The organism is Ignavibacteriales bacterium, from assembly GCA_026390775.1.
Classification (GTDB): Bacteria; Bacteroidota; Ignavibacteria; order Ignavibacteriales; family Melioribacteraceae; genus Fen-1258.
Genome location: JAPLFF010000003.1, coordinates 103,207 through 129,858 on the forward strand (window position 1 = coordinate 103,207; position 26,652 = coordinate 129,858).

General features: G+C 34.0%; 25 protein-coding genes. 15 read left to right on the top strand and 10 right to left on the bottom strand.

Annotated features, from left to right (window positions below; translation table 11 throughout):
* Positions 1–201: 201 nt before the first annotated feature.
* Both NTZ27_00665 and NTZ27_00670 read left to right on the top strand, forming a co-directional pair.
* The gene (locus NTZ27_00665; protein MCX6173253.1) at positions 202–2,343 is read left to right on the top strand and encodes a DUF87 domain-containing protein; all 2,142 of its coding nucleotides are present in this window, start codon (positions 202–204) and stop codon (positions 2,341–2,343) included.
* Between the two features lie 5 nt (positions 2,344–2,348).
* On the top strand, positions 2,349–3,740 hold the full coding sequence (locus NTZ27_00670) for a DNA methyltransferase (GenBank protein MCX6173254.1): 1,392 nt from the start codon (positions 2,349–2,351) through the stop codon (positions 3,738–3,740).
* Positions 3,741–3,742: 2 nt separating this feature from the next.
* Here NTZ27_00670 and NTZ27_00675 read toward each other — a convergent pair whose 3' ends face one another.
* The 4 genes from NTZ27_00675 to surE are packed head-to-tail and all read right to left on the bottom strand — an operon-like array spanning position 3,743 to position 7,789.
* Complete coding sequence (locus NTZ27_00675) at positions 3,743–4,426, bottom strand: ComF family protein (GenBank protein ID MCX6173255.1); 684 nt, start codon at positions 4,424–4,426, stop codon at positions 3,743–3,745.
* A 9-nt stretch (positions 4,427–4,435) separates the two neighbouring features.
* Positions 4,436–4,840: a bacteriohemerythrin gene (locus tag NTZ27_00680; GenBank protein MCX6173256.1), complete on the bottom strand. Its 405-nt coding sequence runs from the start codon at positions 4,838–4,840 to the stop codon at positions 4,436–4,438.
* A 26-nt stretch (positions 4,841–4,866) separates the two neighbouring features.
* Complete coding sequence (locus NTZ27_00685) at positions 4,867–7,005, bottom strand: hypothetical protein (protein MCX6173257.1); 2,139 nt, start codon at positions 7,003–7,005, stop codon at positions 4,867–4,869.
* A 7-nt stretch (positions 7,006–7,012) separates the two neighbouring features.
* Complete coding sequence (surE, locus tag NTZ27_00690; GenBank protein ID MCX6173258.1) at positions 7,013–7,789, bottom strand: 5'/3'-nucleotidase SurE; 777 nt, start codon at positions 7,787–7,789, stop codon at positions 7,013–7,015.
* Positions 7,790–7,954: 165 nt separating this feature from the next.
* Here surE and NTZ27_00695 point away from each other — a divergent pair, with 165 nt between their 5' ends.
* From NTZ27_00695 to rpmA, 10 genes are all read left to right on the top strand, one after another.
* Positions 7,955–8,788 carry a hypothetical protein gene (locus NTZ27_00695; GenBank protein MCX6173259.1) on the top strand — a complete coding sequence of 278 codons (834 nt, stop codon included), beginning with the start codon at positions 7,955–7,957 and terminating at the stop codon, positions 8,786–8,788.
* Between the two features lie 6 nt (positions 8,789–8,794).
* Positions 8,795–9,661, top strand: a complete 867-nt coding sequence (locus NTZ27_00700) for a site-specific DNA-methyltransferase (GenBank protein ID MCX6173260.1) — start codon at positions 8,795–8,797, stop codon at positions 9,659–9,661.
* Complete coding sequence (gene xseA / locus NTZ27_00705; GenBank protein ID MCX6173261.1) at positions 9,658–10,833, top strand: exodeoxyribonuclease VII large subunit; 1,176 nt, start codon at positions 9,658–9,660, stop codon at positions 10,831–10,833. The genes NTZ27_00700 and xseA overlap by 4 nt, the downstream gene beginning before the upstream one ends.
* Positions 10,830–11,045, top strand: coding sequence for an exodeoxyribonuclease VII small subunit (gene xseB, locus NTZ27_00710; protein MCX6173262.1), 216 nt, complete (start codon positions 10,830–10,832; stop codon positions 11,043–11,045). The genes xseA and xseB overlap by 4 nt, the downstream gene beginning before the upstream one ends.
* A 25-nt stretch (positions 11,046–11,070) precedes the next feature.
* On the top strand, positions 11,071–12,987 hold the full coding sequence (dxs, locus tag NTZ27_00715; protein MCX6173263.1) for a 1-deoxy-D-xylulose-5-phosphate synthase: 1,917 nt from the start codon (positions 11,071–11,073) through the stop codon (positions 12,985–12,987).
* Positions 12,987–13,988 carry a Gfo/Idh/MocA family oxidoreductase gene (locus NTZ27_00720; protein MCX6173264.1) on the top strand — a complete coding sequence of 334 codons (1,002 nt, stop codon included), beginning with the start codon at positions 12,987–12,989 and terminating at the stop codon, positions 13,986–13,988. Before dxs ends, NTZ27_00720 begins: the two co-directional genes overlap by 1 nt.
* Before the next feature lie 5 nt (positions 13,989–13,993).
* A complete protein-coding gene (locus NTZ27_00725; protein ID MCX6173265.1) occupies positions 13,994–14,686 on the top strand; it encodes a response regulator transcription factor in 693 nt (230 codons plus the stop codon).
* Positions 14,679–15,707, top strand: a complete 1,029-nt coding sequence (locus NTZ27_00730; protein ID MCX6173266.1) for an ATP-binding protein — start codon at positions 14,679–14,681, stop codon at positions 15,705–15,707. Before NTZ27_00725 ends, NTZ27_00730 begins: the two co-directional genes overlap by 8 nt.
* Positions 15,708–15,850: 143 nt before the next feature.
* Positions 15,851–16,159 (top strand): 50S ribosomal protein L21, encoded by a 309-nt coding sequence (rplU, locus tag NTZ27_00735; GenBank protein ID MCX6173267.1) that lies wholly within the window; start codon positions 15,851–15,853, stop codon positions 16,157–16,159.
* Between the two features lie 17 nt (positions 16,160–16,176).
* On the top strand, positions 16,177–16,437 hold the full coding sequence (gene rpmA / locus NTZ27_00740; GenBank protein ID MCX6173268.1) for a 50S ribosomal protein L27: 261 nt from the start codon (positions 16,177–16,179) through the stop codon (positions 16,435–16,437).
* Positions 16,438–16,511: 74 nt separating this feature from the next.
* On the opposite strand, the gene mdh is transcribed toward rpmA, so the two are convergent.
* From mdh to NTZ27_00770, 6 genes are all read right to left on the bottom strand, one after another.
* Complete coding sequence (gene mdh / locus NTZ27_00745; GenBank protein ID MCX6173269.1) at positions 16,512–17,477, bottom strand: malate dehydrogenase; 966 nt, start codon at positions 17,475–17,477, stop codon at positions 16,512–16,514.
* A gap of 102 nt (positions 17,478–17,579) precedes the next feature.
* Positions 17,580–17,993 (bottom strand): ATP-binding protein, encoded by a 414-nt coding sequence (locus tag NTZ27_00750; protein MCX6173270.1) that lies wholly within the window; start codon positions 17,991–17,993, stop codon positions 17,580–17,582.
* Between the two features lie 92 nt (positions 17,994–18,085).
* A complete protein-coding gene (locus tag NTZ27_00755) occupies positions 18,086–19,993 on the bottom strand; it encodes a hypothetical protein (GenBank protein ID MCX6173271.1) in 1,908 nt (635 codons plus the stop codon).
* Between the two features lie 13 nt (positions 19,994–20,006).
* On the bottom strand, positions 20,007–20,921 hold the full coding sequence (locus NTZ27_00760; GenBank protein ID MCX6173272.1) for a hypothetical protein: 915 nt from the start codon (positions 20,919–20,921) through the stop codon (positions 20,007–20,009).
* 55 nt (positions 20,922–20,976) lie between these two features.
* Complete coding sequence (locus NTZ27_00765; GenBank protein ID MCX6173273.1) at positions 20,977–22,374, bottom strand: MBL fold metallo-hydrolase; 1,398 nt, start codon at positions 22,372–22,374, stop codon at positions 20,977–20,979.
* A gap of 91 nt (positions 22,375–22,465) precedes the next feature.
* Complete coding sequence (locus NTZ27_00770) at positions 22,466–23,524, bottom strand: AI-2E family transporter (protein MCX6173274.1); 1,059 nt, start codon at positions 23,522–23,524, stop codon at positions 22,466–22,468.
* Positions 23,525–23,680: 156 nt separating this feature from the next.
* Here NTZ27_00770 and pta point away from each other — a divergent pair, with 156 nt between their 5' ends.
* The 3 genes from pta to NTZ27_00785 all read left to right on the top strand — a co-directional run bounded on the left by pta (position 23,681) and on the right by NTZ27_00785 (position 26,571).
* Entirely contained in the window at positions 23,681–24,664 is a 984-nt protein-coding gene (pta, locus tag NTZ27_00775) for a phosphate acetyltransferase (protein ID MCX6173275.1), read from the top strand.
* A gap of 313 nt (positions 24,665–24,977) precedes the next feature.
* Positions 24,978–25,769, top strand: a complete 792-nt coding sequence (locus NTZ27_00780; protein ID MCX6173276.1) for a hypothetical protein — start codon at positions 24,978–24,980, stop codon at positions 25,767–25,769.
* A gap of 226 nt (positions 25,770–25,995) precedes the next feature.
* Positions 25,996–26,571 (top strand): DUF4256 domain-containing protein, encoded by a 576-nt coding sequence (locus NTZ27_00785; GenBank protein MCX6173277.1) that lies wholly within the window; start codon positions 25,996–25,998, stop codon positions 26,569–26,571.
* The last annotated feature ends 81 nt before the right edge of the window (positions 26,572–26,652 follow it).

Genomic DNA, 26,652 nt, shown 5'->3' on the forward strand with positions numbered 1-26,652 from the left:
TTGTCCCTCTCCTTACAAAGGAGAGGGTGACCCGAAGGGACGGGTGAGGTCGTGAGCCTGCCCCGTGTTTTTTACGGGGGTGGAAAAATGTTTTGATTAGTTCGTATTTTATTTTAAGTTGCACTCACCCACAAGGGGCGGTTCTTATGCAAAATGATCTTGTACATAACACAAAATCTATTTTAATAATCGGGGAGTATTATGACCAATAAGATAAAAACATCGATTGAATTAGAACACAAAAACATTCAAAAAGAAAATGCAAAAAAAGTATTCTCGGAGTTAATCCAGAATCCTCAGTATGTTGGTGAATTATTCTCTATCAATTATGAAACTGCAAAAGTTCAAATCCATGATAATGAGAGAAAAAAAGTTGGTGGAATCCCGAGTCTTAGTTTTCTAATTGCAACGAGAATAAATGTTGAATCAGATGAGATGGATTTCAAAGAAGAAGATGCTTCAATAATTCTTTTAAGAGTTAAAGACGCGGCCCCATTACCAAATAGTTCGGAAGCAGAGAGAATACGAGTTGAATCAGCACAAAGGATCAGCGGTGAAACCGATAAGCATTGGGATGCGGATGGGGTAATGGATACGAAGACAAGAGTTTACCTTGGGTATGCCGGTCTTGAATGCAGAATTATTGGTACATTTTTTTTGGATGCCATAGATGAAGAAAATCCTGAATCACCACTTCAATTAAAATTTGGAAGCGATATATCAAATTATTATCCGAATCGTGGGTTAAAAGTATATAAACCGAACGCAACAGCACTTCAAAGAATTGTCAATTATGTTGATCCAAAAAATGTTGCAGATCATTTTGAAAAATATGGTAACCGTTCAACTGTTGAATTAGGTAATATTCGATATGCTTCTACAAACAGAAAGTATCAGCATATTGATGGAGTTCCTGTGTCGATCTATCCAGCCGATCTACTTTCGCAAAAGACTGCTTTATTTGGTATGACAAGAACTGGTAAGTCGAATACAACAAAAATAATTGCAAAGTCTGTCTATGAACTAAGATTCCCTGCAGAGGGAGAAGGCAAATCTTTAAGAATTGGTCAATTAATCTTTGATCCTAATGGAGAATATGCGAATGAAAATGTTCAAGACAATAATAATGCTCTTAAAAATATCTGGAGTATAAACTGTTCTTTGACTTCCGAAAACGAAAGAAAGGAATACAAGAATAGGGAAATTGTAACATATGGATTATTAACACACCCTAATGATCCCGATAGAATTCTAATGCTGCTTAATTTTTATACTACAGAAAATTTACAAATAGGTAAAGAGATTATTGATAATATGTTTTCGAACGATGACCCAATTTATATTAAAAATTTTATGCAAATAGTTTTTGAAGCTCCAGATCTTAATGATAGAAGTGCTGTGATAAGATATAACAGAAGAATTTTAGCGTATAGATCAATTTTATTTCGTGCTGGTTTTACTCCTCCAACAACTTTAAGACCTCAAACGAGTGGATTATTTAATCAAAGATTAGTTCAAGCACTTCAACAATATACGGGTGATGATGAAATAACTTATCATTCAGCAGCCACAATTTTGCAAAATAATAATCCAACTTGGGGGCAGGTTGCTGATGCATTTGAAGCTATTGAAAAATTTATTAGAAACGATAGCGTTACTGGATATAATACGTTTGAAAATTGGTATGTAAATCAAAGACCGAATGCTAGTGGAGATAAATGGGCAGAAGAAGATTTCAAAAAACTAATTGGAATTTTTCAATATCCCAATGGTATAAGGCGTATTGGAAGAGCATCAAATCAACACACACATTTAACTACAACAGATTATGCAGTTGATATTTACCGTGATCTAGAAGCTGGCAAACTAGTTATTATTGATCAGTCAAGTGGCAGTCCTGAATTAAACGAATCTTCTTCAAGAAGGATAATGCAGAGAATATTTGATGAAAATAAATCAAGATTCACTTCTGGGCAAACCCCACCAGATATAATGGTTTATGTTGAAGAAGCCCATAACTTATTACCCCCTGATAAGGAAAAAGATTATAGAGATATTTGGGTTAGAACAGCTAAAGAAGGAGCTAAATTACGTATTGGTATGGTATATGCCACTCAAGAAGTTAGTAGTATTCAAAAGAATATTTTGAAAAACACTGCTAACTGGTTTATTGGGCATTTGAATAATACAGACGAAACAAAAGAACTGTGCAAATATTATGATTTTGCAGATTTCGAACCTTCTATTCGTAGAGCTCAAGACAAAGGATTTTTAAGAGTAAAAACATTAAGTAATCCTTTTGTTATTCCTGTACAAATTAAGTTTTTTACTGTTGAGGAGTGAAAGTAATGCCTTTTGAGAATGAATTTGCAAGTTATGAGCCTCTGCGGAGGATATTAGAGAATCCTAAGGTAAAAGCTCTACAAAACAGATTAAAGATTAGAACTTTAACTGAAAGCCATGAAGAAATTCAAAAACGATTAACAGAGCTTTCGAAAATTAAACCAAGTGATTTCCAGCCTGACTTAATTATTGCAATTGATGGAAGTCATCATGAAGTGAAAATTGAAAATGGATTTCCCGGTGCTGAAATTGGATACATTACAGTAGCTTCTGTTTTACTATTTTTAGATAAAGTTCGCGAACATTCTAAAGAAGAATTTATTTCGAGATGGCTGCGGTTTGGGCCTTACTATGCTATGTTCCCAATGGAGTTCGCTTTTAAAGTTATCGAAAAGTACAGTGAACTGGGTGACTATATAATCGATCCCTTTTTTGGCAGAGGAACAAGTATTATTGCAGCGAGTGTATTAGAAAGGAAAAGTTTGGGTATTGAAATCAATCCTCTTGGTTGGCTATATACTCAAACTAAATTACATCCTGCCTCAAAAGATAGAGTATTGAGCAAATTAGATGAGATAAATGATTATTCGCACAAATACAAAGATGAATTAAAAGAACAATCACGATTTTTCAGACTCTGTTTTTGTGATGATGTCCTTAAGTTTTTAATTTCTGCTCGTAAGAACCTTAATTGGAAAAAATCAAAAGTTGACGCAACATTAATGTCATTTATTTTAGTTTATCTTCATGGTAAAATTGGTGAAGGATTATCAAACCAGATGAAGATGACAAAGTCAATGGGGTACAATTATTCAATTGAATGGTGGTTAAAGAATGGTTATGAAAAACCTCCCGTAATAAATCCGTCCGAGTTTCTGAAAAAGCGTATTGAATGGAGATATGAAAAAGGGAAACCAAACTTAAATCATAATAAAATATTTCTTGCTGATGCATCGACGAAGTTGAATACTATTTCACAAAAAGCTGAATCAAAAAAATATTCTCTTTTATTCACCTCGCCTCCATATTGGTCAATTACTAATTACCATGTTGATCAATGGCTAAGGTTGTGGCTATTAGGCGGTGCTCCTAGACCAACATCCCTTACAGAAAATAACAAAGGTAGATTTTTATCTAAACAAAAGTACATGGAAATGTTGCAAAGTGTATTTGCTTCAACTGCTAAGATGATGAAAAGGAAAAGTATAATTTATGTTAGAACAGATGCGAGGGAATTTACTTTTAATATTACAAAAGAAGTATTGCAAAGAAATTTCCCAAATCATAAACTTCAAATAAAAAAACAACCACTTAATTCTCATAAAACGCAAACTCAATTATTCGGTGATAAATCTGAAAAACCTGGTGAAGTAGATATAATCTTAAAAAGAAACTGAACCTAATCCGCTATTGCCACAGAAGTCGCATAAACATTTGCTGCACCACTTTCCAAAATAATTCTTCCGCATTCGGCAATAGTAGCGCCGGTTGTTATAACGTCATCAACCAGTAATACATTTTTATTTTGTAATAATTTATTTCGGTGGAGAGCGAAAGCATCTTTTATATTCTCCTTTCTCTCTACTAAATTCCGACTTGTCTGTGTCTCTGTAAAACGAACGCGCTTTATCAATCTGCTTTTTACCGGAACAAGTAAAATCTTTTTCATTCCTTTAGCAATAAAATCCGATTGATTATATCCGCGTTCCGCACGTTTTAAGTGATGAAGGGGAATTGGAATAATTAAATCAATTTTCCACTCTTGAATTTTATCATTCACAGCGGCGGCTAATAATTTACCGAGGAAAATTCCAATATTGAATTTACCGTTGTACTTCAGATCGTGGATTATATCCTGAAGCTCTTTATCTTTTTCAAAAACAAAAAGGGAAGTAAATCCTTTTATGATCTTTTCATTCTTAAATTTTCTTGCGAATTCGTTTTCGATTCTTTCACTATCGGCATGTTTTATTTTTGATAAACAAGAATTGCATACAACAATTTCAGCATTCGTAAGTTTATTTTTACAAGAAGGACAGAAACGCGGCAGAAAGAAATCGGAAATGTCGGTTAGAAAGCTCATCTATATTTATTAAGAAATACCTTTTTCAATAAAATATTTCCCGCACTTTTTATCACTGAGTTCTAAGTGATTAAAGAACCACTGCCTAATTCCTTTCAACTGTTCTAATTCGATCGTCTCAAGGCCTTTGCTGTAACGGTCTGTTGAGGTGAGCATCTGTTTGTAAAACCGGTCGTGCTCGAGCTTATGAGAAATATAACCGGGAAATTTTGTTGACCTCATCAAATTTTCTTCGTTCTCAAAATGAACTTCAACAACCTCAAGAAGTTTATACAGATAATTTTTAATTAACTTTTTATCTGCAGAAATTATTTTATCATACAGCTTATTAACCAATACCGCCATTGATTGATGCTGCTCGTCAATCGAGTTGATTCCGATAAGATCGTTCTTGGTAAGTTCAATGAAGTTCATTGCTGTGCCCATTTATAATATTGTTACTAAATCATTCCGGATCGTTTTCGTAAAAACCATTCGACAGCAAATAAAAAGATAATTACTATAAGCACCCGCTCATCAGACCATAAATTATATTCTTTCTTAGTACCGGTTTCTTTTACTGGATTTCTATTTATCCCGAGCAGTTTATCAAGCAGATTAGAATAATTATCAATTGAATAATACTCACCGCCCGTTGATTTAGCAAGCGATTTTAAGAATGCGGGACGCATCCGCGTATCAATTTTTTCGATTTGTGTTTCGCTAACGCTGAACCGCACGATATCGGTTTTCATCTTTGTGCCATTTAAAAATGATGATGCGGAAAAGAGATAATCACCGTGTTCGTTTGGTGTAAATGCCGCATTGTAAATTCCGTTTCCGGCTGGCGTTAATGCTAAGTCGTATTTCTTTTCACCTTTAGAAATTTGTAATTCAATTTGTGCAGTATCAATCGGCGAGAAAGTATTATCATATAATTGTGCGGTAAAATTCACTTCTTCATTTGGTGAATATATTTTTTTATCAGTCGAAACACTGAATTGTTTTTGCAGTGATGAAAGGTTAAGCCATTTTACAATATCGTTAATAAAATTATCAAAAAATTCAGGATGCTTCTCCGCAGTCTGCAATTGCCATTTCCAAATATCACCAGCTAAAATTGCGAATGCTCTCTGCTTGCCTAAATTTCTTGAAACAACTAAAGGATTAGCGATTGGAATGTTCCTAACCTTTGATGAAACTAAAGTATTGCTTCCCGGTTTGATTTGAATTTTTACCGCCGCTTGTGAGACCGGAGGCAAATTATTCCAAATTTCTTTTTTGTTATTAGCTGTAGAAAAAGATGAAGAGTATAGATCGCTGTTAAGTTCCGGTAAAACTTGTATAAACTCTGTGTTGTTATTTTCTATTGTGAAAGGAAGAACATTCTCCAGCAATTTTAATCGTCCGATGTTAACACTGTTTGAAAGCAAAATAAAAAACGGTTTGTTCTGATTATTGACAGCAGATGAAGTCTTATCAATTAAATTCTGAGGCGAACCGGAAGCGGGAAAGTCTATTAAGAACAAAACATCGGCGCTGTCTATTGCAGATATTTTTACATCATTCAAAAATTTATTAGCGGAGATCTGTATTATTTTTTTTAGCTGTATGTTTTTATCGGTTGTTATCACTTTTGAAATTGCAGACACATCAGCCGATGGGCTTCCCGCAATTAGACAAACTTTTAATTTTGTATCCAATACATTCAAAAAAATTACTCGGCTGTTGTTGGATGTTGTAACTTCGCCGCTCAATGGCGATACGGAGATGCTCAACTTTTTTTCACCACCCGAACCGGGTTTGTAATTAAAACTAATTTTATTCAATCCGGTTTCACTTAAGAGAATATCTTTTGTCTCGATCAGTTTATTCTCTTCATATAAAGAAACACGGGTATTGCCGCCGTTGAAACCGATATTTTTTATTGCTGTCTCTATTGTTGTCGGTTTTTCCGCATAGATGGTGCTGTTGTACTGAACATTGTAAATAAGAATATCTTTCTTTTCTGTGGAATCACCTATCCCTATTGTGAAGATAGGTAATTGTAATTTTTCCACTTGATATGTAGGATCGTTTCCATCATTGATAATACCATCACTTAGAATAACAGCGGAGTTTACAGAAGCCCCTTTCTTTTTGATAAGATCAATAACCGAAGAGAAATTTGTTTGTGCTTCTCTGAAATTTAGTTTAGATGAACCCGCATCTTGAACTGAATCAACTTTCTTTCCGAAAAGAAACAATTGAGATCTTATCTCGCTACTACCGGAGATTTTTTTTATAAGAGAATTCACTTGCTCTAATCTTTTTGAACTATCCTTTGCTGCAAGTGAATTTGAATTATCTATAAATACCAGAGTCTTGGATTCAACATTGGAATGAAGCATTACCGAAATTACCGGTTCGAAGATCATTATTAATATTAGAATAAATATGAGAGAACGAAGAATGATCAGAAATGTTTTAAGTAATGTGGATACATTCGGAATGGTGTACTTATAAACGCAAAACGTAAAGACAGATAGTATAAGTACTAAGAATAAAATTAGCCACGGATTTATTGATGTTGATATGCTAAAAATTTCAGCGAGTATCATTCACTGTTCAGGACTTTTGTTTGAACAAATTTTCCAATTGCCATGATTTCATTGTATCATAAGTTTCGTAATCTGTTAAGTCAAAATGGATTGGTGTTACCGATACATAATTATTCTGGACTGCGTGCTGATCCGTTTCCAATGTAGAATCTGCTTGAACCAAGTTGCCCGTTAACCAGTAATATTTTTTTCCATAAGGATCTTTTCGTTCCTCGTAGATGTCATCCCATTTTGATTTACCTTGCTGCGTCAGCATAACTCCGGCAATTTCTTCTTCAGGAAGATCGGGCACGTTCACATTCAGTAATGTTCCGGTCTTTAATTTATTTTTTACGATCAGCTTAGTTAGTTCAAGAGAAATCTTAGCTGCGTATTCATAATGCTTCGGCTCGTGGCTTGTAACTGAAACTGCGATTGAAGGTACATCCATAATCGCCGCTTCACGCGCAGCAGAAACAGTTCCGGAATAAATAATATTAATTGCAGTGTTCGATCCAAGATTTATTCCGCTAAGAACTATATCCGGTGGTTCTTTCATTATGTTTCTTATACCAATTTTTATACAGTCTGCGGGAGTTCCGTCAATTGCATAGCCGAAAAAATCTCCGTTCTTATAATATTCTGTGATCCGTAAAGGGAACTTCATTGTAATCGCATGACCAACAGCGCTTTGTTCTGTTCGCGGTGCAATTACAATCACTTCACCTAATTTCTTCATTTCATTTGCAAGAGCGCTTATTCCCGGTGAGTCTATTCCGTCATCGTTTGAGATTAGTATTTTCAATTATTCCCTAAAGGTTAATTAGATATTTATTTCGTTTGTGTACAAATATACTGAATAGATGATAAGCATTGAAATCATTTCTCTTATGCAAAGTAGAGAAGAAAATTCAAAATCTTATCCTAAAAAAGTTTAATTTTATCCGCGAGAAAAAATCTTAGACTTCCAATGCACTTAATAAAAATAATTTTAATTTCAATAATAATTGCGGTTCAAATAAAAGCTCAAACAGACACAACAACTTCTGCTGTAGAGATTTTTATTATAGATTCGTACATCACTCCGGAAATACCTAATAAGTTTGTTCTCTCATTTTTTACCAGCGATAGTTCTACTTCTAAACTGATAATTATGGATAAAAAGATTTTCGATGTTTCAAAAAAGTTATCTGAGAATCATAAAATTGAACTTGAGCTTAAAAAACTGAATTTGGATACGGCAATGTTTAAGTATGTTGTTGTTGCATACGATCGTAAAGGGAACAAAACCCGGAGCGAGGTTTATCAGGTGGAACTTCCTAAAGGATTAATTATTTCCGAAGAGCAGGAAGTTGGAATTTTCAGTGTTTGTCTTGGCGGAATTGTATTTGCAATACCATCTCCCGCATATTTATGGTTTAATAATGAACATCATTGGTCAATTAGTAAAGAGATTCCGCTCTTCTCATTTTATTCGGTTGGGTATAATTATCCTTCGGGTTATTTGGGTGTTGAATATTCATATATTTTTGATTCAGACCGTAAAAACTTTTTTCGTGTAGGTTACAAACAGATCATTCAAGTTCCGGAAATAAAATATATCTCACCGGGCTTAAATTATTTTACTGATTTTACCGGGTACAATGGATTAAGCGCAGAACTTTCTATAGGTTTATTTCAGATTCAAAACACTTTTACTTTTTATACGCGTTACAGATATAATTTTCAGTTACAAAATAATGGAACAGGTTTTCATGAATTTTCAATCGGTCTGTTCTCAAATTTCTTTTCACTAAATCTTTAGTACAAATTGAACAAGAGAGAAAATAATTTCATCAATCTCGGTTTACGGGGACGATTAAACAAAAATAATAAGCTTAACGATCTTACCGGCAAAGAATGGCTTAAGTTTACCAAGAGCTGGTTTATACACCGTCCTCCGCGGAGAAAAGAAAATGAAATATTACATCCGGCTAAATTTCCGGAATCGTTAGTTGAAGAGTTTATTAAATTTTTTACAAAGAAAAACGGATTGGTGTTAGATCCTTTTATGGGGACGGGAAGTACTCTAATCTCTGCAGCAGGAATTAATCGTAAATCAGTTGGCGTAGAACTGAACAAAAATTATTTCCGGTCTGCTTCAAAAAGAATTACTAAAAGAGAATTCGAAAAATTAGCTTTTCCAATTAACGGAGATTCCCTTCATTTGAAAGAGCTGTTATTAAAAAACGGATTTGAAAAAATTAAATTTGATTATACTATTACTTCTCCTCCGTATTGGAATCAGCTTATGAGAAATTCATTGCGTCAAAAAAACAGAAAAGAGAAAGGACTTGATACAAAATATTCAATCAACAAAAATGATATTGGAAATATAAATTCTTACGAAGAATTTTTAGAAAAACAAGCACAGGTATTCGATCAAGTGTATGATGTAACAAAGCCGAACTGTTACTTAACAATTATTACCAACAATGTTTATTTTGAAGGGAAACTTTATCCGCTCGCGTTCGATACGGCAATCTCATTAACAAAGCGCGGTGAAAAAAGCTGGGTACTGAAAGATGAAAAAGTTTGGCTTCAAGATGATAAAAAATTAATTGCACTTGGTGTTAACAATGCTTGGGTGGGTAACCGCCACCATCAATATTGTTTGATCTTTAGAAAAGAGAAATGATGGAAGGAATTTTATCGGTAAGTGAAATAACCGGACTAATCAAACAAACGCTGGAGGAAAATTTTTCCGAAGTAAATGTAATCGGAGAGATCTCAAATTTTAAAGCGCATGTATCCGGGCATTGGTATTTCACACTAAAAGATGCAAACGCTCAAGTAAGCTGTACAATGTGGCGCGGAATTAACAATTATGTTTTCTTTACTCCGCAAGACGGAATGAAAGTGATCATTACAGGAAAAATAACTATTTATCCGCCGCGCGGAAGTTATCAAATTGATGTACGTTCAATGAAGCCCGCAGGAGTTGGCGAACTTCAAGCAGCATTTGAAAAACTTAAACAGAAACTTTCCGCTGAAGGATTGTTCGATGAACAATACAAAAAACCAATTCCTAAGTTTCCTCAAAAAATTGGAATAGTAACTGCAATAGATGGCGCTGCATTTCAAGATATGAAAAGTATTGCTTCACGCCGCTATCCGCTTGTGGAAATTGTAATTGCATCAAGCAAAGTTCAGGGAGAAGGCGCCGCCGAAGAAATTGCTGAGTGTATTAAACTTCTTAACCGGCAAAAAGATGTTGATTTAATTATTGTGGGACGTGGAGGAGGATCATTAGAAGATTTATGGGCTTTCAACGAAGAAATTGTAGCACGTGCAATATTCGATTCGCAAATTCCAATCATCAGCGCGGTCGGGCATGAAATTGATTTTACTATTTCAGATTTTGTTGCGGATCTTCGAGCAGCAACTCCATCTGCTGCAATGGAGCTTGCAACGCCAAATAAAGATGAACTCTTTGCTTTTATTGATGAATTTTCCGATTATTTCCCGGCGAAAATGTTGGAAATAGTCTCAAACTATAATGATGAAATTGATCGGACTATTTCTTCTTATGGATTCCGTGTACCGCAGGATATTGTTAAAAATAAAATTCAATTGCTTGATAATTTGATTTACCGGTTCCAAAATAATTTTGATATTAAACTTTCCGATCAGAAAAAAGGTTTGGAATTACTAGAGAGCAAAGTTGATTCTTTTAACGTTGATAATGTTCTTAAAAGAGGTTTTTCAATTATAAAACAAAATGATAGATATATTACACGTAAGAAAAATTTAGAAAAAGATAAATCATTAGATATAAAATTTTATGACGGAGAAGTGAGAATAAAATGAGTAAGAAAAAAGAAAACAGTTTTGAAGAATCACTGAACAGGCTTCAAGAAATTTCCAATTCACTTGAAAGCGGTGATATTGGTTTGGAAGAATCAATCAAATTGTATGAAGAGGGAATTAATTTAGCTAAACTGTGTTACACAACTTTGAAAGATGCTGAATTAAAAGTAACAGAGTTGAAAAAACAATTGGAACAAAGTATCAAACAATAATTTTGTAAATGATAGGATATTATTAATGGTAGATGAATCGAAATACAAAGTTCTTTTTAAGGTTAATTCACCTGCAGATGTAAAAACATTGTCCATAAATGATCTTAAAACACTTTGTGTAGAAATCCGCGAATATATGGTGGATGTAATTTCGCAAATTGGCGGACACTTCGGCGGCGGACTTGGAACAGTTGAACTTACAGTTGCGCTTCATAAAGTATTTGATACACCAAATGATTTAATCGTTTGGGATACAGGACATCAAGCTTATCCGCATAAAATAATAACCGGAAGAAGAGACCAATTAAAAACAATTCGAAGACTAAACGGGATTAGCGGATTTCTAAAACGAACCGAAAGCGAATACGATGCATTTGGAGCCGGGCATGCTTCAACATCAATATCGGCCGCTCTTGGAATGGCTGTTGCACGTGACATTCAGAAGACAAATAAAAAAATTATTGCCGTAATCGGTGATGGTGCAATGACCGGTGGAATGGCTTACGAAGCAATGAATAATTCTGGTTTAATTAAAAGTAATTTAATTGTTGTGTTGAATGATAACAACATGTCAATAGCTCCAAATGTTTGGCAACTCTCAAATTATTTCAGCGAGATGATCGCTCATCCGGATTACAATAGATTCAAAGGTGCGATCTGGGATCTAACAGGAAAACTTGACAACTTTGGCGACAGAATTAGAAGAGTAACTGCACGAGTCGAATCCGGAATTAAATCTATGATCACGCCTGGTATGTTGTTCGAAGCTTTGGGATTTAGATATTTCGGACCGGTAAACGGACATAGTCTGGAACAACTAATTAAAATTTTTGAACAGATAAAAAATCTAAACGGACCAATTCTTGTTCATGCAACAAGTGAAAAAGGAAAAGGTTATAAACCGGCAGAGAATCATGTCCAGCGTTTACATGCGGCGACTCCATTTGATAAGGTAACAGGCGAGTCAATCAAGAAAGCAGGCGGAACTCCGGCATACACAACAATATTTGGTAATGCATTAGTAGAAATTGCAAAACAAAATCCTAAAGTGATTGGAATAACTGCTGCTATGCCCGATGGAACAGGACTTGATATTTTTCAGAAAGAAATGCCTGAAAGATATTTTGACGTCGGAATTGCAGAAGAACACGCTGTAACTTTTGCTGCTGGAATGGCAACACAAGGAATTATTCCTGTGGTTGCTATTTATTCTACTTTTCTTCAACGTGCATTCGATCAAATGATTCACGATGTTGCGTTACAAAAACTACATGTGGTTTTTGTTTTAGATAGAGCAGGATTAGTCGGTGCTGATGGACCGACCCACCACGGTGCATTTGATCTAACTTATCTGCGTTTGATACCAAACATTGTCATCATGGCGCCGAAAGATGAAGCAGAGCTCCGCGATATGCTTTTCACTGCTGTTAATTATGAGAAAGGACCAATTGCAATTCGTTATCCGCGTGGTTCGGCGCTCGGAGTTCCAGTAAAAAATGGATTTACTGAAATCCCGATTGGTAAAGCTGAAAGATTGGTTAACGGGCAAGATGTTGCTCTACTTGCAGTTGGAAATATGGTTGAGTATGCAAAAAAATCTTCTGAGAAATTATTGGCAGAAGGTATTCGTTGCGAAATAATTAATATGCGGTTCATTAAACCTCTTGATGTTGATATGTTGCATGATGTAGTTACTCGATTTGAAAAAATCGTTACGCTTGAAGAAAGTACAATTATAGGCGGATTTGGAACCGGTGTGCTGGAATATCTAGCCGAGAGAAATTTAAAGAATGATATTTTAAGAATTGGACTACCCGATAAATTTGTTGATCATGGAACTCAAGAAGAATTGCACAAGCAGATTGGTATAGATCCGGATGGTATTGTTGAAAAAATTAAAAAATTTCTCAATACAAAAATAAATCATGGTGTGGTAGCTTAATGGAAAAAACAAAAGTTGCCGTTATCGGTCTTGGCGGAATCGCTCAGCTAGTACATTTGCCAATATTATCAAAATTGATGAATGTTCAAATTTCAGCTGTGGCTGATAGAAATAAGAATCAACTTAATTCAGTTGGTGATATATTCAAAATTGAAAAACGCTATACTGACCATAAAGAGATGCTTGATAAAGAGGAAATCGAAGCTGTTATAATTGCAACTCCAACAAATACACATCTAGAAATAGCATTAGATTGTTTAAAAGCAAACAAACATATCTTGATAGAAAAACCGATTGCAAGAAGTGTTGAGGAAGCAAAACAAATAAATGCAGCATCAAAAAAATATAAAAAACAAGTAATGGTTGGAATGAACTTACGTTATCGTCCGGATGCTATGTTAATGAAAAGTTTAGTAAATAGCGGTGAACTGGGAGATATTTGTTATATCCGCTGCGGGTGGTTAAGAAAACAAAGCAACGAGCAAAAATGGTTTATTAATAAGAGCCAATCCGGCGGCGGCGTAATAATTGATCTTGGTATTTTAATTCTTGATTTGGCGCTCTGGATTTTGAATGATAAAAAGATGAAAAGTGTTTCCGTCCAAAAATTTAATCACAATACAAAAGATGTAGAAGATTCCGCAATCGGATTGATCCGTTTCGATGACGATCGTGTTATAAGTTTTGAAGTAAGTTGGGGGTTACATTCGGAATGGGATAAATTTCATCTTGCAGCATTTGGTACCGAGGGCACTGCTCATCTTAATCCCTTACGTGCATATAAGCGAATGGAATCAAGCCATATTGATTATACAGTTTCAAATCAATCTAATCAAACAAACCTATTTAAGAAATCTTATGAAAATGAATTAAAACATTTTATCGGCGTTGTTCGCGAAAATACTCCGGTTATTTCAACCGGAGACGATGCAGTTTCTTTGATGATTTTATTGGAAGCACTTTATAAATCGGCAAAGCTTAAGAAGGAAATAAATCTTTAAAAATTATGCAGACAAAGATTCTTTTAGTTGATGATGAAAAAGATATTGTAGAATTTCTTCAATATAACTTGGTCCAAGAGGGATTTAAGGTAATCACTGCCTTTAATGGTAAGGAAGCACTGGAAAAAATTTCTCAAAAACCAGATTTGATTATATTAGATGTTATGATGCCTAAGATGGACGGTTACGAAGTATGCTCTAAAATCAGAAGCATGGAGGAATTTAAAAACACGCCAATTATTTTTCTAACCGCTAAAGCAAGTGAACAAGATGAAGTACTCGGACTGAATATCGGCGCAGATGATTTTATTCAGAAACCAATCTCTCCAAAGAAATTAACAGCTCGTGTAAAATCTAACCTTCGCAAATTAGAAACCTCTCAGACTGAAATAAGTAATGCCGCAGAAATAAATGCCGGCCCCTTAACTATTAATAAAGAAAAATATTCAGTTTCACTTGCTGGGAAACAAATTGTATTTCCGAAAAAAGAATTTGAAATACTCGCTTATCTGGCATCGCATCCAGGTAAAGTTTTTCATAGGGACAAAATACTGAGTGATATTTGGGGTTCTGAAATTTTTGTTGTAGAAAGAACTATTGATGTTCATGTTAGAAAGATAAGAGAGAAACTCGGCGATTACGCAGATTTGATTGAAACAATAAAAGGCGTTGGATACCGGTTTAAAAGTGATGAGTAATCTCAAAAAATATTTTTTCTCCGCAAAAAGAATAATCCCGTCAGTTTTTTCTGTCACAACAATTCTAATAATTTTGTTTTCTTTTTTATTCAGCTTAACCGTAATTCAACTACTCGAAACAATTTTATTCTTTGCAATCTTAGATTTTCTATTAATTCTATTCATAAGTAAGAATAGAAATGATGAACTGATCGCGATAAAAAACGTAATTGAAATGATCCGAACAAATAGTTTTCATTCGGCTGATGAAATTCAATTAGGAAACGACTTAAAAGAATTGGAAGACGGAATCAAATCAATGTTTTTAAGGACTCAGAACGATATAACCAATCTAAAAAGATTAGAGCAGGTAAGAACTGAATTCCTGGGAAATGTTTCTCACGAACTACGCACTCCGATTTTTGCAATTCAAGGATACATAGAAACATTACTCGATGGCGCAATCAACGATGAGAATGTGAACAAATCATTTCTACAGAAAGCTAATCAGCATACAATCAATCTAAATAACCTTCTTAATGATTTGATTAACATTTCGATGATAGAATCCGGACAGATGCTTATGAGTTTTCGTTATTTCAATGTTCACGAATTTTTAGAAGGAATAATTCACGACCAAAAACCAAATGCAGTTAAGAAAAATCTTGAATTAAATCTTGTTCAGTTTAATCACACACTTCAATTGTTTGGAGATAAGCAGCGGCTCAGACAAGTGATGACTAATCTGATTCAGAATGCATTAAAATATACAGAAATAGGAAAAGTTGATGTTGGTGTTATTGAAGAAGAAAATCACGGAAGAATTTTTGTCCGTGATACTGGAATTGGAATTTCCGGTAATGATATTGATAGGATATTTGAAAGATTCTATAGAGTTGATAAAGACAGATCCAGAGAGATGGGCGGAACGGGATTAGGATTAGCCATTGTTAAACATATAGTTGATGCGCATGGTTCAAAGATTGAGTTGGTAAGTAATTTGGGAAAAGGAAGTGAGTTTTCTTTTCGTTTGAAGAAATGATAATTACAATTCATTAATAAATAGACCGAAAACAAAACTTTTTTCATATAATCCTATCGTAGAATTTAATTCATCAATTTATTGACATCAATAAGTGGTTTAGCTTATATTTACGGCTCAAAAATTGAGTGTTTGGAGGAAGAATGTTTGCAGTTGTTGATATAGCTGGGCAGCAATTTAAGGTACTGGAAAACAATAAGTATTACGTCCCGCGCTTAGATGCTGAACCTAATGCGGAGGTTACCTTTGATTCTGTATTGATGTTAGGTGATGATAAATCTACTAAAGTTGGCACACCAAATATTAAAGGTGCAAAGGTTCAAGCAAAAGTTTTAGAACATCTTAAAGATGAAAAAGTAATTGTGTTCAAAAAGAAAAGAAGAATTTCTTATAGAAGAAAGAACGGACACAGACAACTATTAACTAGAATAGAAGTTACTAAGATTTCTTAGTAGCGGAGGATTTTTCAATGGCACATAAAAAAGGTCAAGGTTCATCTCGTAACGGTCGTGATAGTAATCCGCAATATCTTGGTGTAAAAGCTTTCGGCGGAGAAAAAGTTACTGCAGGTTCAATCCTTGTTAGACAAAAAGGGACAAACTTTCATCCCGGTAAGAATGTAAAGTTAGCCGGTGATCATTCATTGTTTGCTACTGTTAATGGAGTTGTTAAATTCGAAAGAAAAAAGAACGATAGACAATTCATCAGCGTTTACGAAGCAACAGCATAAGAATTTTTTATATTCAGAAAATAAAAACCCCGACAAAAGCCGGGGTTTTTATTTATTCAAATATTGAAATAATTTTAGAAACCGAGTCTTGTCATAGCTTCAACTAATTCTTTAACAGCCTTAACAGAATTATCAAGAGCAGCTTGTTCTTCAGCATCAAGTTTGAATTCGATAATTCTCTCAACTCCGTTAGCTCCAAGCACAGTCGGCACGCCAACATAATATCCTTTAACTCCGAACTCGCCGTTTAAGAATGCACAAGTCGGAAGAATTCTTTTTTCATCATATAAGATGGCTTCAGTCATAGCAATTGCAGAAGAAGCGGGAGAATAGAAAGCTGAACCGGTCTTCAATAATTTTACAACTTCGCCGCCAGCCATCTTTGTTCTGTTAACCATTGCATCCATAACTTCTTTTGCTTTGGTTTTGTCATTGTATTTTCTTTCTAACAATTCCATAACCGGAATACCGTTTACATTAGCATAACGAACGATTGGAACCATTGTATCGCCATGTCCGCCCATCACCATTGCATTAACATCTTTAACAGACACACCAAGTTCCCAAGCAATGAAAGTTGCAAAGCGTGATGAATCAAGAACACCGGCTTGACCGATAACGCGTTTTGTTGGGAATCCCGTAATTTTTTGGAATAGTGTTACCATTGCATCAAGAGGATTTGAAATTACAATTACAATTGCATTAGGTGCATATTGTTTTACATTCTCGGCAACAGTCTTCATAATTTTAGCATTCGTTACAAGAAGATCATCTCGGCTCATGCCGGGTTTTCTTGGAAGTCCTGCGGTGATAATCACAAGATCAGATCCTTCAATATCTTTGTAATCATTCGTTCCTCTAAGATTAACATCAAACAAATCAACTCTTGAAGCTTCAACAATATCAAGTGTTTTTCCTTGCGGAAGGTCTTCAACGGTATCAAACAAAACAACATCACCTAATTGTTTTTGAGCGATTAATTGTACAAGTACTCCGCCAATCTGTCCGCCGCCGATTAAAGCAATTTTTTTTCTTCCCATATTATTCTCCAATTGAAATAATTAAATAGATAGACAGACAAAATATATGAAGATTGAGTTCAATTTTCATTAAACAAAAATGAGTTAAAAATACCGATGGTATTACTTTAATTTAATTTCTAGAATTGCTTCTGTACCGGTAGGAGTAAAATTATATCTGAGACCGTTCAGAAAAGAACGCATGATGTGTATTCCTCTTCCGTTATCCTTTAAAATATTTTCCGGTTTGGTGGGATCTGGTACGGAATCTAAATTAAAACCTTTTCCTTCATCTTTTATGATAACGGTCATTTTATCTTTATCAACTTTGATAGTGATTTTTACTTTTTTGTTAACATCGAGTTTATTTCCATGAACAATACTATTGGATGCAGCTTCGGAAAAAGAAAGTGCTAAGCTGTTTAATTTTTCGTCAGTTAGATTATATTTTTTTGCCAATTTAATTATTAACTCTTCAAGTTCAGGCAAAAGATCAGGATCGCTCTGGATTTCTTTCTCGAAAATTATTTCCTGCAAGTTTTCTCCGCAATTAATTCAATCAGTTATGTCGAAAAATATAATTACTTGTTCATTCTTACAATAGTAAATCTTAATGATTAAAAATATTTCTAAATTTTATAATTAAGCTTAATACTCATATTTGCCATTTCGCGGTTCGTATTATCTTCGGATTTTATAAATTCATACCAGCCATAAATTTTAAGATTAATCCTTTCACCAACCACGTAGCTAATTTCAGCAAGTGGTCCAATGCTTCTATAATCGGAGATTTTAATTTTTTCAATTCCTTTATTATAATTAAATGTCTCTAATGAAAAGTAACGAATGCCTAATCCGATGCTAAGCGACTGAAACTCATAATAAATTTTTGGATCAGCATACTGTTCGCTTAAATAACGTAATGGTTTACTAGAAAAACTTGACCACTTAAAATCGCCCTGCTCTGATAATTTTAAGTAACCGGAAAAAAATAATCTAAGCTTACGGCTCAATTTATAATCGGAAGAATCTCTAAACACAAATTGGCGGAATGAGTAACTCCTAAAGTTAGGATTGAGTTCTTCATAATCGAAGACTGTGTAATTTGCCGATACTTCAGCGGAGTTTGATGATGAAAAATTTCCGGTTGTAAATGCACCGCCTGAAGAAAATTTTAGAGTTCTCTTGTTATTGTTATTAGAACTACGCTGTGCAAAAATATACACTAATTTATTTAAGCTTCCTTCGAGATTAACAAAAATTCTAAAGTAGGGATTGAATTCTTTCTCAAATAGTATTCTGCCGATTGATAAAAGCTCATCCCGGTCATCATAATTAAGAATGCTGGGAGTATCGTACATCAATTTTCTATGGAAAATGCTGAAAGTAATTTTATCGTTACGGGATAAATATATTTTACTTAGTAGTGAAATATTTGCAAACTGTGAAGTATTATTTTTTTGTTGTTCAATTTCATTTCGCTCATCAATAATAATGTTATTTAATCCTTCAGTAGCCATCGGCAGATGTTTCTCATCTCTCTCAGAGAATGTAAAACGGAATGATAAATTAATATCGTCTGTTAAATAATCCGCTGAAGATGCAAAATCAATACGCGATTCTTCAATGCGTGTATCATAATTTGTGTTTGCAACATTGGTGAATGATATGTAGCGCGTGTTCCGGTCAATCCTGCGCCATGCTATTCGACCCTGAATGTCGAATGAAAGCGGAGAGTTTGCGGGTGTGAATTTTATCCTGTCCTGAATTGAGTAATTGGATTCTATTCTGCTCTGAATGTTATTCGTAATATTAAATTGGGCCGCACTTAAAGGATCTGCTGTAAAGTAAAAATCTTTTCTCTGTTGTGAATAATCTGCTGATATTGAGTTGTGAAAGCTTTCTTCAAACGTACTATTGAGATCAAAATTTATTAAACGCAGGTAATTTTTTCTTGGAGAAATATCTTCGTTTTGAAATTTCATAAGGGATGATAAATCAAAATCTCCGAAGTTGTACTTATCAATATTAAATTCCGAGCCATATATAAGTCCGTTATTCGTTTCACCTATTTGATTGTTTTGTGAAAATCCGGCGAACGGAGTTAATACGATATTATTAATAGGAACAAATTTTGTAAATACCGTTGTAGTAAGAAGAGATGTTTTATTTATTGCTAAATCTCGATCATCAGTATAAAAATTATTGTTGATCATCATTCCCATCTTAAACTTTTCCGATAGATCGTACTGTCCTAAAACCCAAAGGAATTGTTCGTCCTTAATGTTTTTGGTAGAAGATTTAGTAACAGTTGAGTTGAAGTTTTCTTTTATACCGAAAAATAATTTATCCGAACCGAGAAAATATTTAAGTAATGTGCTGTAATTAAAAGTGTTGAGTTGTTTATCGAAATTATTGATAATTTGTTTATCGCTGAAATTCAATTTAGAAAAACTCAAACTGTCTTTTCCTAATTGAGCAAAAAGAAAAGAGTTGTAAAAAAGCAGAATAGAAAATATTTGGAATAATTTTTTCAAGTAAGTATTCTATTTAGTGTGGAATATAAGTGAATGTAAAACTTCCGCTAAAACTGTTCGGATCTATTTCATTTGAAGTATAAGTAAATACACGCCAAGTATAAGTCTTTGAAGATTCAAGTTGCACATTCGAAACATCAGCTTTTAATTCTTGATCTAATAATTCCGAAGTGAAATTAAATTCTTGAACTGTTCCATAAACCTCATTGGATTGAATTACCAATTTATATTTAGCCGGCAGAGAAACTGATTTGAATCGAAATTCTGTTAACTTATTAATAATAGAATTATTCGAAGGGAATATAAGTGCTGGTGAATTCAATACTACATCGCTTATTACAAAAGTTGGAGGACTTTTTAAGAATCCTTTGTCTACAGCTTTAACTTTATAATAATATTTTGTCAGAGTTAGAATGTTTTTAGTATCGGAATAAGATGTAAGCTGAGTAAAATCTAAAAAATGAGTTGTATCAGGTTCGAATGATTCAGTTGTACTTCTATAAATATTGTATCCTTTAATATCAGTGTCCAAAGGAGGATCCCAATAAAGAAGGATTGTTGGAACCGTTGACCAATTGCGCCCATTAATTCTAACATTACTCGGAGATAATGGTGCGTAGATATTAATAGGTTTTGCATAAACAAAATCCGTCATTGGACTTTCATGACCAAATGAATTGATAACACTGATCTTATAATAATAAGTTGAATCATATTCTAAATGGTTATCAATAAAATAATTATCATTTACCTGTGTTATGAAAATGAAATTATACGGTTTATTAATACTCCGGTAAATTTTATATCCTGCAATATTGCTCTCAGAATTTTTGTGCCAATCAATACCAATTTCACCATCCTGCGCGCCAAAGATTTGCAGATCGGTTGGAATTGCCGGAGGTTTTCCGTCATCAATGGGTTCTATCAAACTCTCCCGACTGCAGCTTAAGAATAATATAAATAGTAAAGAGAGATTTATTAATTTAAATCTTAACAGCATATCCTCGTTCAGGTATGATTATATTTTTAAATCCAATCGCTTCTAGATGATTTTTGTAAATCTCTTGTTGATCAATTTCTCCATGTACGAGAAAAATATTCTTCATCATATTTTTATCAAGCTTTGATGTATAATCAATTAACTCGTTGGCATCCGCATGAGCGCTGAAAGATTGCATTACGATCACTTCAGCATTAACATTATACTCATCTCCCAATATATTGACCCTCTTTTCACCATCAATAAGTTTTCTTCCAAGCGTATTTTCTGCACAATATCCAACCATTAAAATAATATTATTAGGATTTTCAATGTTGTTAACAAGATGATGTAAGATACGCCCTGCTTCGCACATACCCGAGCTAGACATTATAATACATGGACCGGCAACATCATTGAGTCTTTTTGATTCTTCAACGCTTGTTATGTAAGTAAGCCGATTAAATCCAAACGGATCTTCATGCTTCAGAAGAAACTCGGCAGTTTCAGAATCAAAACATTCGGGATGAAGACGAAAAACGGAAGTTGCATTTACAGCGAGCGGGCTGTCTACATAAACGGGAATTCTTTCTGCTTTACCATTCTCAAAAATTTTATGCAATGAATAAACAATTTCTTGAGTTCTTCCAACGCTAAATGCCGGAATAATAATTTTAGATTTATTTGTTATTGCTTTAGAAATTACAGCTGCTAAGGCGCCTTCAGAATTTGTTGCGCTCTCATGAAGTTTTCCGCCATAAGTGCTTTCACAAATAAAATAATCAACACTTGGAATATTTTCCGGGTCTTTTAGAATTGGAAGATTCGGTCTCCCAAGATCACCGGAAAATGCAAGGTTAATAATATTTTCATCTTCTTTAATTGTAAGCGTAACAATTGTTGAACCAAGAATATGTCCGGCATCATAAAACTTAAGTGTAATGCCGGGGACAATTTCGTACTCTTGATGATAATTTAATCCAACAAATAGTTCTAATGCTTTTACGGCATCGTCTGGGACATAAAGCGGTTCAAAAAGTTTTTTCCCTAGACGCTTTCTTTTTTTGTTTACAAATTCAACATCTTTTTCCTGGATGTGTGCGCTGTCTTGAAGCATAACAACGGAGAGATCGCGCGTTGCAAATGTTGAATATATTTTTCCGTGAAAACCATTTTTAAAAAGTGTTGGTAAGTTTCCTGCATGATCAATATGGGCATGAGAGAGGATAACAAAATCAATATCTGCCGGATTGAAGAAATTAAATGATCTGTTTATTTCAAAAGCATCTTTTCTTTTGCCTTGATAAAGACCGCAATCAAGTAAAAAATTTGCTTGTTTAGTTTTGATGTGGTGCATTGAACCAGTTACAGTTTGTGCAGCACCGATAAATTGAATTTCCATTTCTTTCCCTAATTTTGGTAACAAACTATCCAAAGTTTGTTTGAGATTCAATTCACAGGATTATTACTTTTTAGAAGGGATAGTAGTTATTTCAAACGCGTATGATCTGATAATTCTTATAACCAAGATAGATTTCCCGGGCTGCAGTTTTTACAACAGTTGCAGTTGGAACTGCAAGAAGCATCCCGAAAACGCCAAGTGTTTCGCTTCCAATAAGGATTAATAAAATTATTACAAGCGGATGCATATCGGTACTTTTAGAAAAAACATTTGGCTGAATAAAACCGTTATCAATTAAATATATACATGCGAACATAAAAAGAATACTTGGTATCATTGAGAAATCACCAAATTGAATTATCGAAATAATAATTGCAGGAATGCCGCCAATTATCGGGCCGAAGTATGGAATTAGATGTCCTATGCCGGCAATAAAGCCGATCGAAATAGCGTTGTTAATCCCCAGTATGGTTAATCCTAAGCCGGTTAAAATACCAACAACTGATGCATCAAATATCCAACCGCGAACGAATCTTCCGAGTTGATAAGATATTTTTCTCACAACTGAGTAAGAAACCTCAAAGTATTTGTTAGGCATAATGTTTATAATGCCGCGCATTAACCGTTTATTATCTTTAAGTAAAAAGAATGACATGAACGGTACGATAACTAAAATTGCAATAATGGAAACAATGCTGTAAAAGATCTCGTTGATATTATTAACCCAGCTGAAAATTATATTTTGGAAAAAACTTGTAACTTTCTGAACGAAGTTTACAGAGTTTAGAAATGGGAAAGAATGTTTCAATGTTTTTTCAAATTTTCCGATTACAAGTTCTAAATTTTCTTGTGATAATGTTCCTCCAAGATTATTTAATTGATTTACAATCTTGGGCATTAAAAAGGAAACCCCGCTAAAGATTAATGCACAAACAGATATAAAAACTATCAAAACAGAAACAGTTCTATTTATTCGTCCTTTTTCTAGAAAATCGACGACCGGGTTAATGATCATTGTAAGAAGAATAGATAAAACAAGAATTGCTAAAATATTTGCATATAAATATGAGAGATAAACTATTAGACAAACAGAAAGTGTAATGAGAACTATAGCTTTAATTTTCTTTATTTGTATTTCGCTTAACTGCATAACAACAATCTTTTAATTGCTCATACAATATTCCAATTTCTTAAGAGAAATCCAATTTGATTTATTAGAGCTAAAAAACTTATTTGTTAACCGAATCCGTGTGACTGAAATTCCATATATTTGTAATGAAACTTTCAACAATATTGGAATAAGATAATGGCTGAAATTGAATTTTTAAATCAAATTAGAACAAAAGCCGCACAAAGAAAAAAGACTATAGTTCTTCCGGAATCGCATGATGAAAGAGTTTTAAGAGCCGCAGAAATTTTAACGAAAGGAAAAGTTGCTTCTATAATTACGCTCGGTAACGAAGATAGAATTAGAAAAGATGCAAAAAAAATCGGGGTTGATCTTCAGGGAATAAGAATTATTGATCCCGACAAAGCTGATAAGTTAAGCGACTTCACAAATTATTTTTTCAATTTACGAAAGCATAAAGGAGTAACAATTGAACAAGCCCGAGAAACAATGCGTCGCGATATTTTCTTTGGGGCAATGATGGTTCGCGAAGGAATGGCTGATGGAAGCGTCTCGGGTTCTTTTGCTACAACTGCTGATGTTATGCGAGCTTCAATTTTTTGTGTCGGAATGAAAGAAGGTATTTCTATTGTCTCAAGTTTTTTCTTAATGGTTTTTCCGGATGTTGTTTACAGTTTTGCTGATTGCGCAGTAAATCCAAATCCTGATTCAAATCAGCTTGCAGATATTGCAGTCTCTACAGCAGAGAACCATAAAAAATTAACCGGTGAAGAACCTTACATAGCAATGCTTTCATTTTCAACAAAAGGAAGCGCTGAGCACGAATTAGTTGATAAAATCCGCGAAGCAACAAAACTCGTTCAGCAAAAACGTCCCGACTTAAAAGTTGATGGCGAACTTCAATTTGATGCTGCAATAGTTGATGGAATTGGAAAGAAAAAAGCTCCCGGAAGTTCTGTTGCCGGACGAGCAAATGTTTTAATATTTCCGGATTTGAATTCCGGCAACATAGGTTACAAAATTGCTCAACGACTTGGGAAAGCAGAAGCTATTGGTCCAATAAATCAAGGATTGAAAAAACCGTTCTTCGATCTAAGCCGCGGCTGCAGTGTAGATGATATTGTTAACACTGCCGCGATTGCATGCTTAGCTGCTGATTAGAATTTATTGCGGCACAGATTCGTAATCTGTGCCACAGATATTTGACAATTCTTATTGCACATTAATCCGCCATACCTTACTTTAAATTCATAAAGAAAAGTATTTATCATTATTGCATGGCGAAATGTATGGCGGGTAAAACATTTTCCAATAGTTTCAATCCTATCTTAACCGATATATTTGATACTAACATCAAAGTCTTAGATCAACTAGAAATTAATCACCGCACAAATCAATACAACCGGAAAACCGAAGAGGCAATTAATTTCATTCAGTATAAGTAATAGTTATACAATTAATTAAAGGTTATAAAATGAGCAAGTTTCTTCGAGATCAATACATAAGAAATGTGAATGTTAATGAATCATTTGTTGAAAATATTAATGACACAATAAAGGATATAGTCAATATTCACAATATATCATTACCAAAAGATGAAGAAAGTATAAAAATAGGTCTAGTGCAGAGTTATATAATTCGTTTTGACAACAAAGGATTTCTATTGTATGATTATGAAACTTTAGTAAAATATTTTAAGGAAGCTATTAAAATTGAGCGACTTGTTTTTATTATAGATTCATTTGAAAGTCGTTCTTCTAACCGTCAATTTGGAAAATGTATTGATCTAAGGTTGGATTATAATGATCAAAGTAATAGTTCTCTTACTGTTCAAGCTGACCATAAAGAATGGGTAGATGCTGCGTTTAGTAATTTGTTTGAAACGATTAATAAATACAGTAATAAAAATTATCTAATCCGAAATAAATGGATCAACTTTATTGTTCAAATTGTGGGAGTATTCATTGGATTTGTCTTGAGTTTATGGGCAGCACTTAAAATCTCTCCATCGCTTAGTATTGAATATTCTTTCATTGTGACTTTTATTCTAGCATTTATATTGTTCTCAAACATTTGGACTTATGCAAATCCTCTTATTCTTCGTCTACTTAATCATTATTATCCTAATATAAAATTTAGAGATACAAAAGGTCTTCATTGGCTAATAAAAGCTGTTATAAGTTCTACTTTTGTTGCTCTTTTACTTTACTTAATCAATTTACTATATGGTTATTTGGGTGAATTATTCAAAACAATATTAAAATAATTTTATAACACGCGCCTCAACAACGACCGCTTCTTCGATGCGGTCTAATTGAGTCGCCTCGGGTTTTGCTTTTCAGAATTAGTCTGTTGTGTAAAGTTAATTAGCAATACAAAACTGATTTATTAAAAAATAGTTGCGCTCACAAAACCGTTATTGTTGTTCTGGGTGGCGTTTTAGTTGCAACGCCGTTATTAGAACACAAAAGTAATGGAGATAATAAACAAGTATGAACAAAATAAATAGCACTAAAAAAGAGTTGTCAGCAAAACAACATAAAGAACTACTCCGAGTATTGAAAACTCGTTTTGAGAAAAACATGAATCGTCATAAAGGTCTTGAATGGGTTAAAGTACAAGCAAGACTGGAAGCTAATTCCGAAAAACTTCAAACCCTTTTTGAAATGGAAAGAACTGGTGGTGAGCCGGATGTTGTTGGTCATGATAAAAAAACAGACGAATACATTTTTTATGATTGTTCAGCGGAAAGTCCTAATGGCCGTAGAAGTCTTTGTTACGACCGTGAAGCGCTTGAGTCAAGGAAAGAACATAAACCGAAAAATAACGCTATTGATTTGGCTACTGCCATTGGCATTGAGCTTTTAACAGAAGAACAATATCGAGAGCTACAGAAACTTGGAAACTTCGATTTGAAAACATCGAGCTGGGTGAAAACACCTACGGATATTAGAAAACTTGGTGGGGCCATCTTTTGTGATCGCCGCTACGACACTGTCTTTGTATATCACAACGGAGCAGAATCCTACTATGCCGTCAGGGGTTTCCGTGGCTCTCTAAAGATCTAAATTTTATGCAAACAGCTGCTGATTAATTTTTTACGTAGTGGCAACTCTCAAGTTGTCACTACTTTTTACCCATCATTTGAA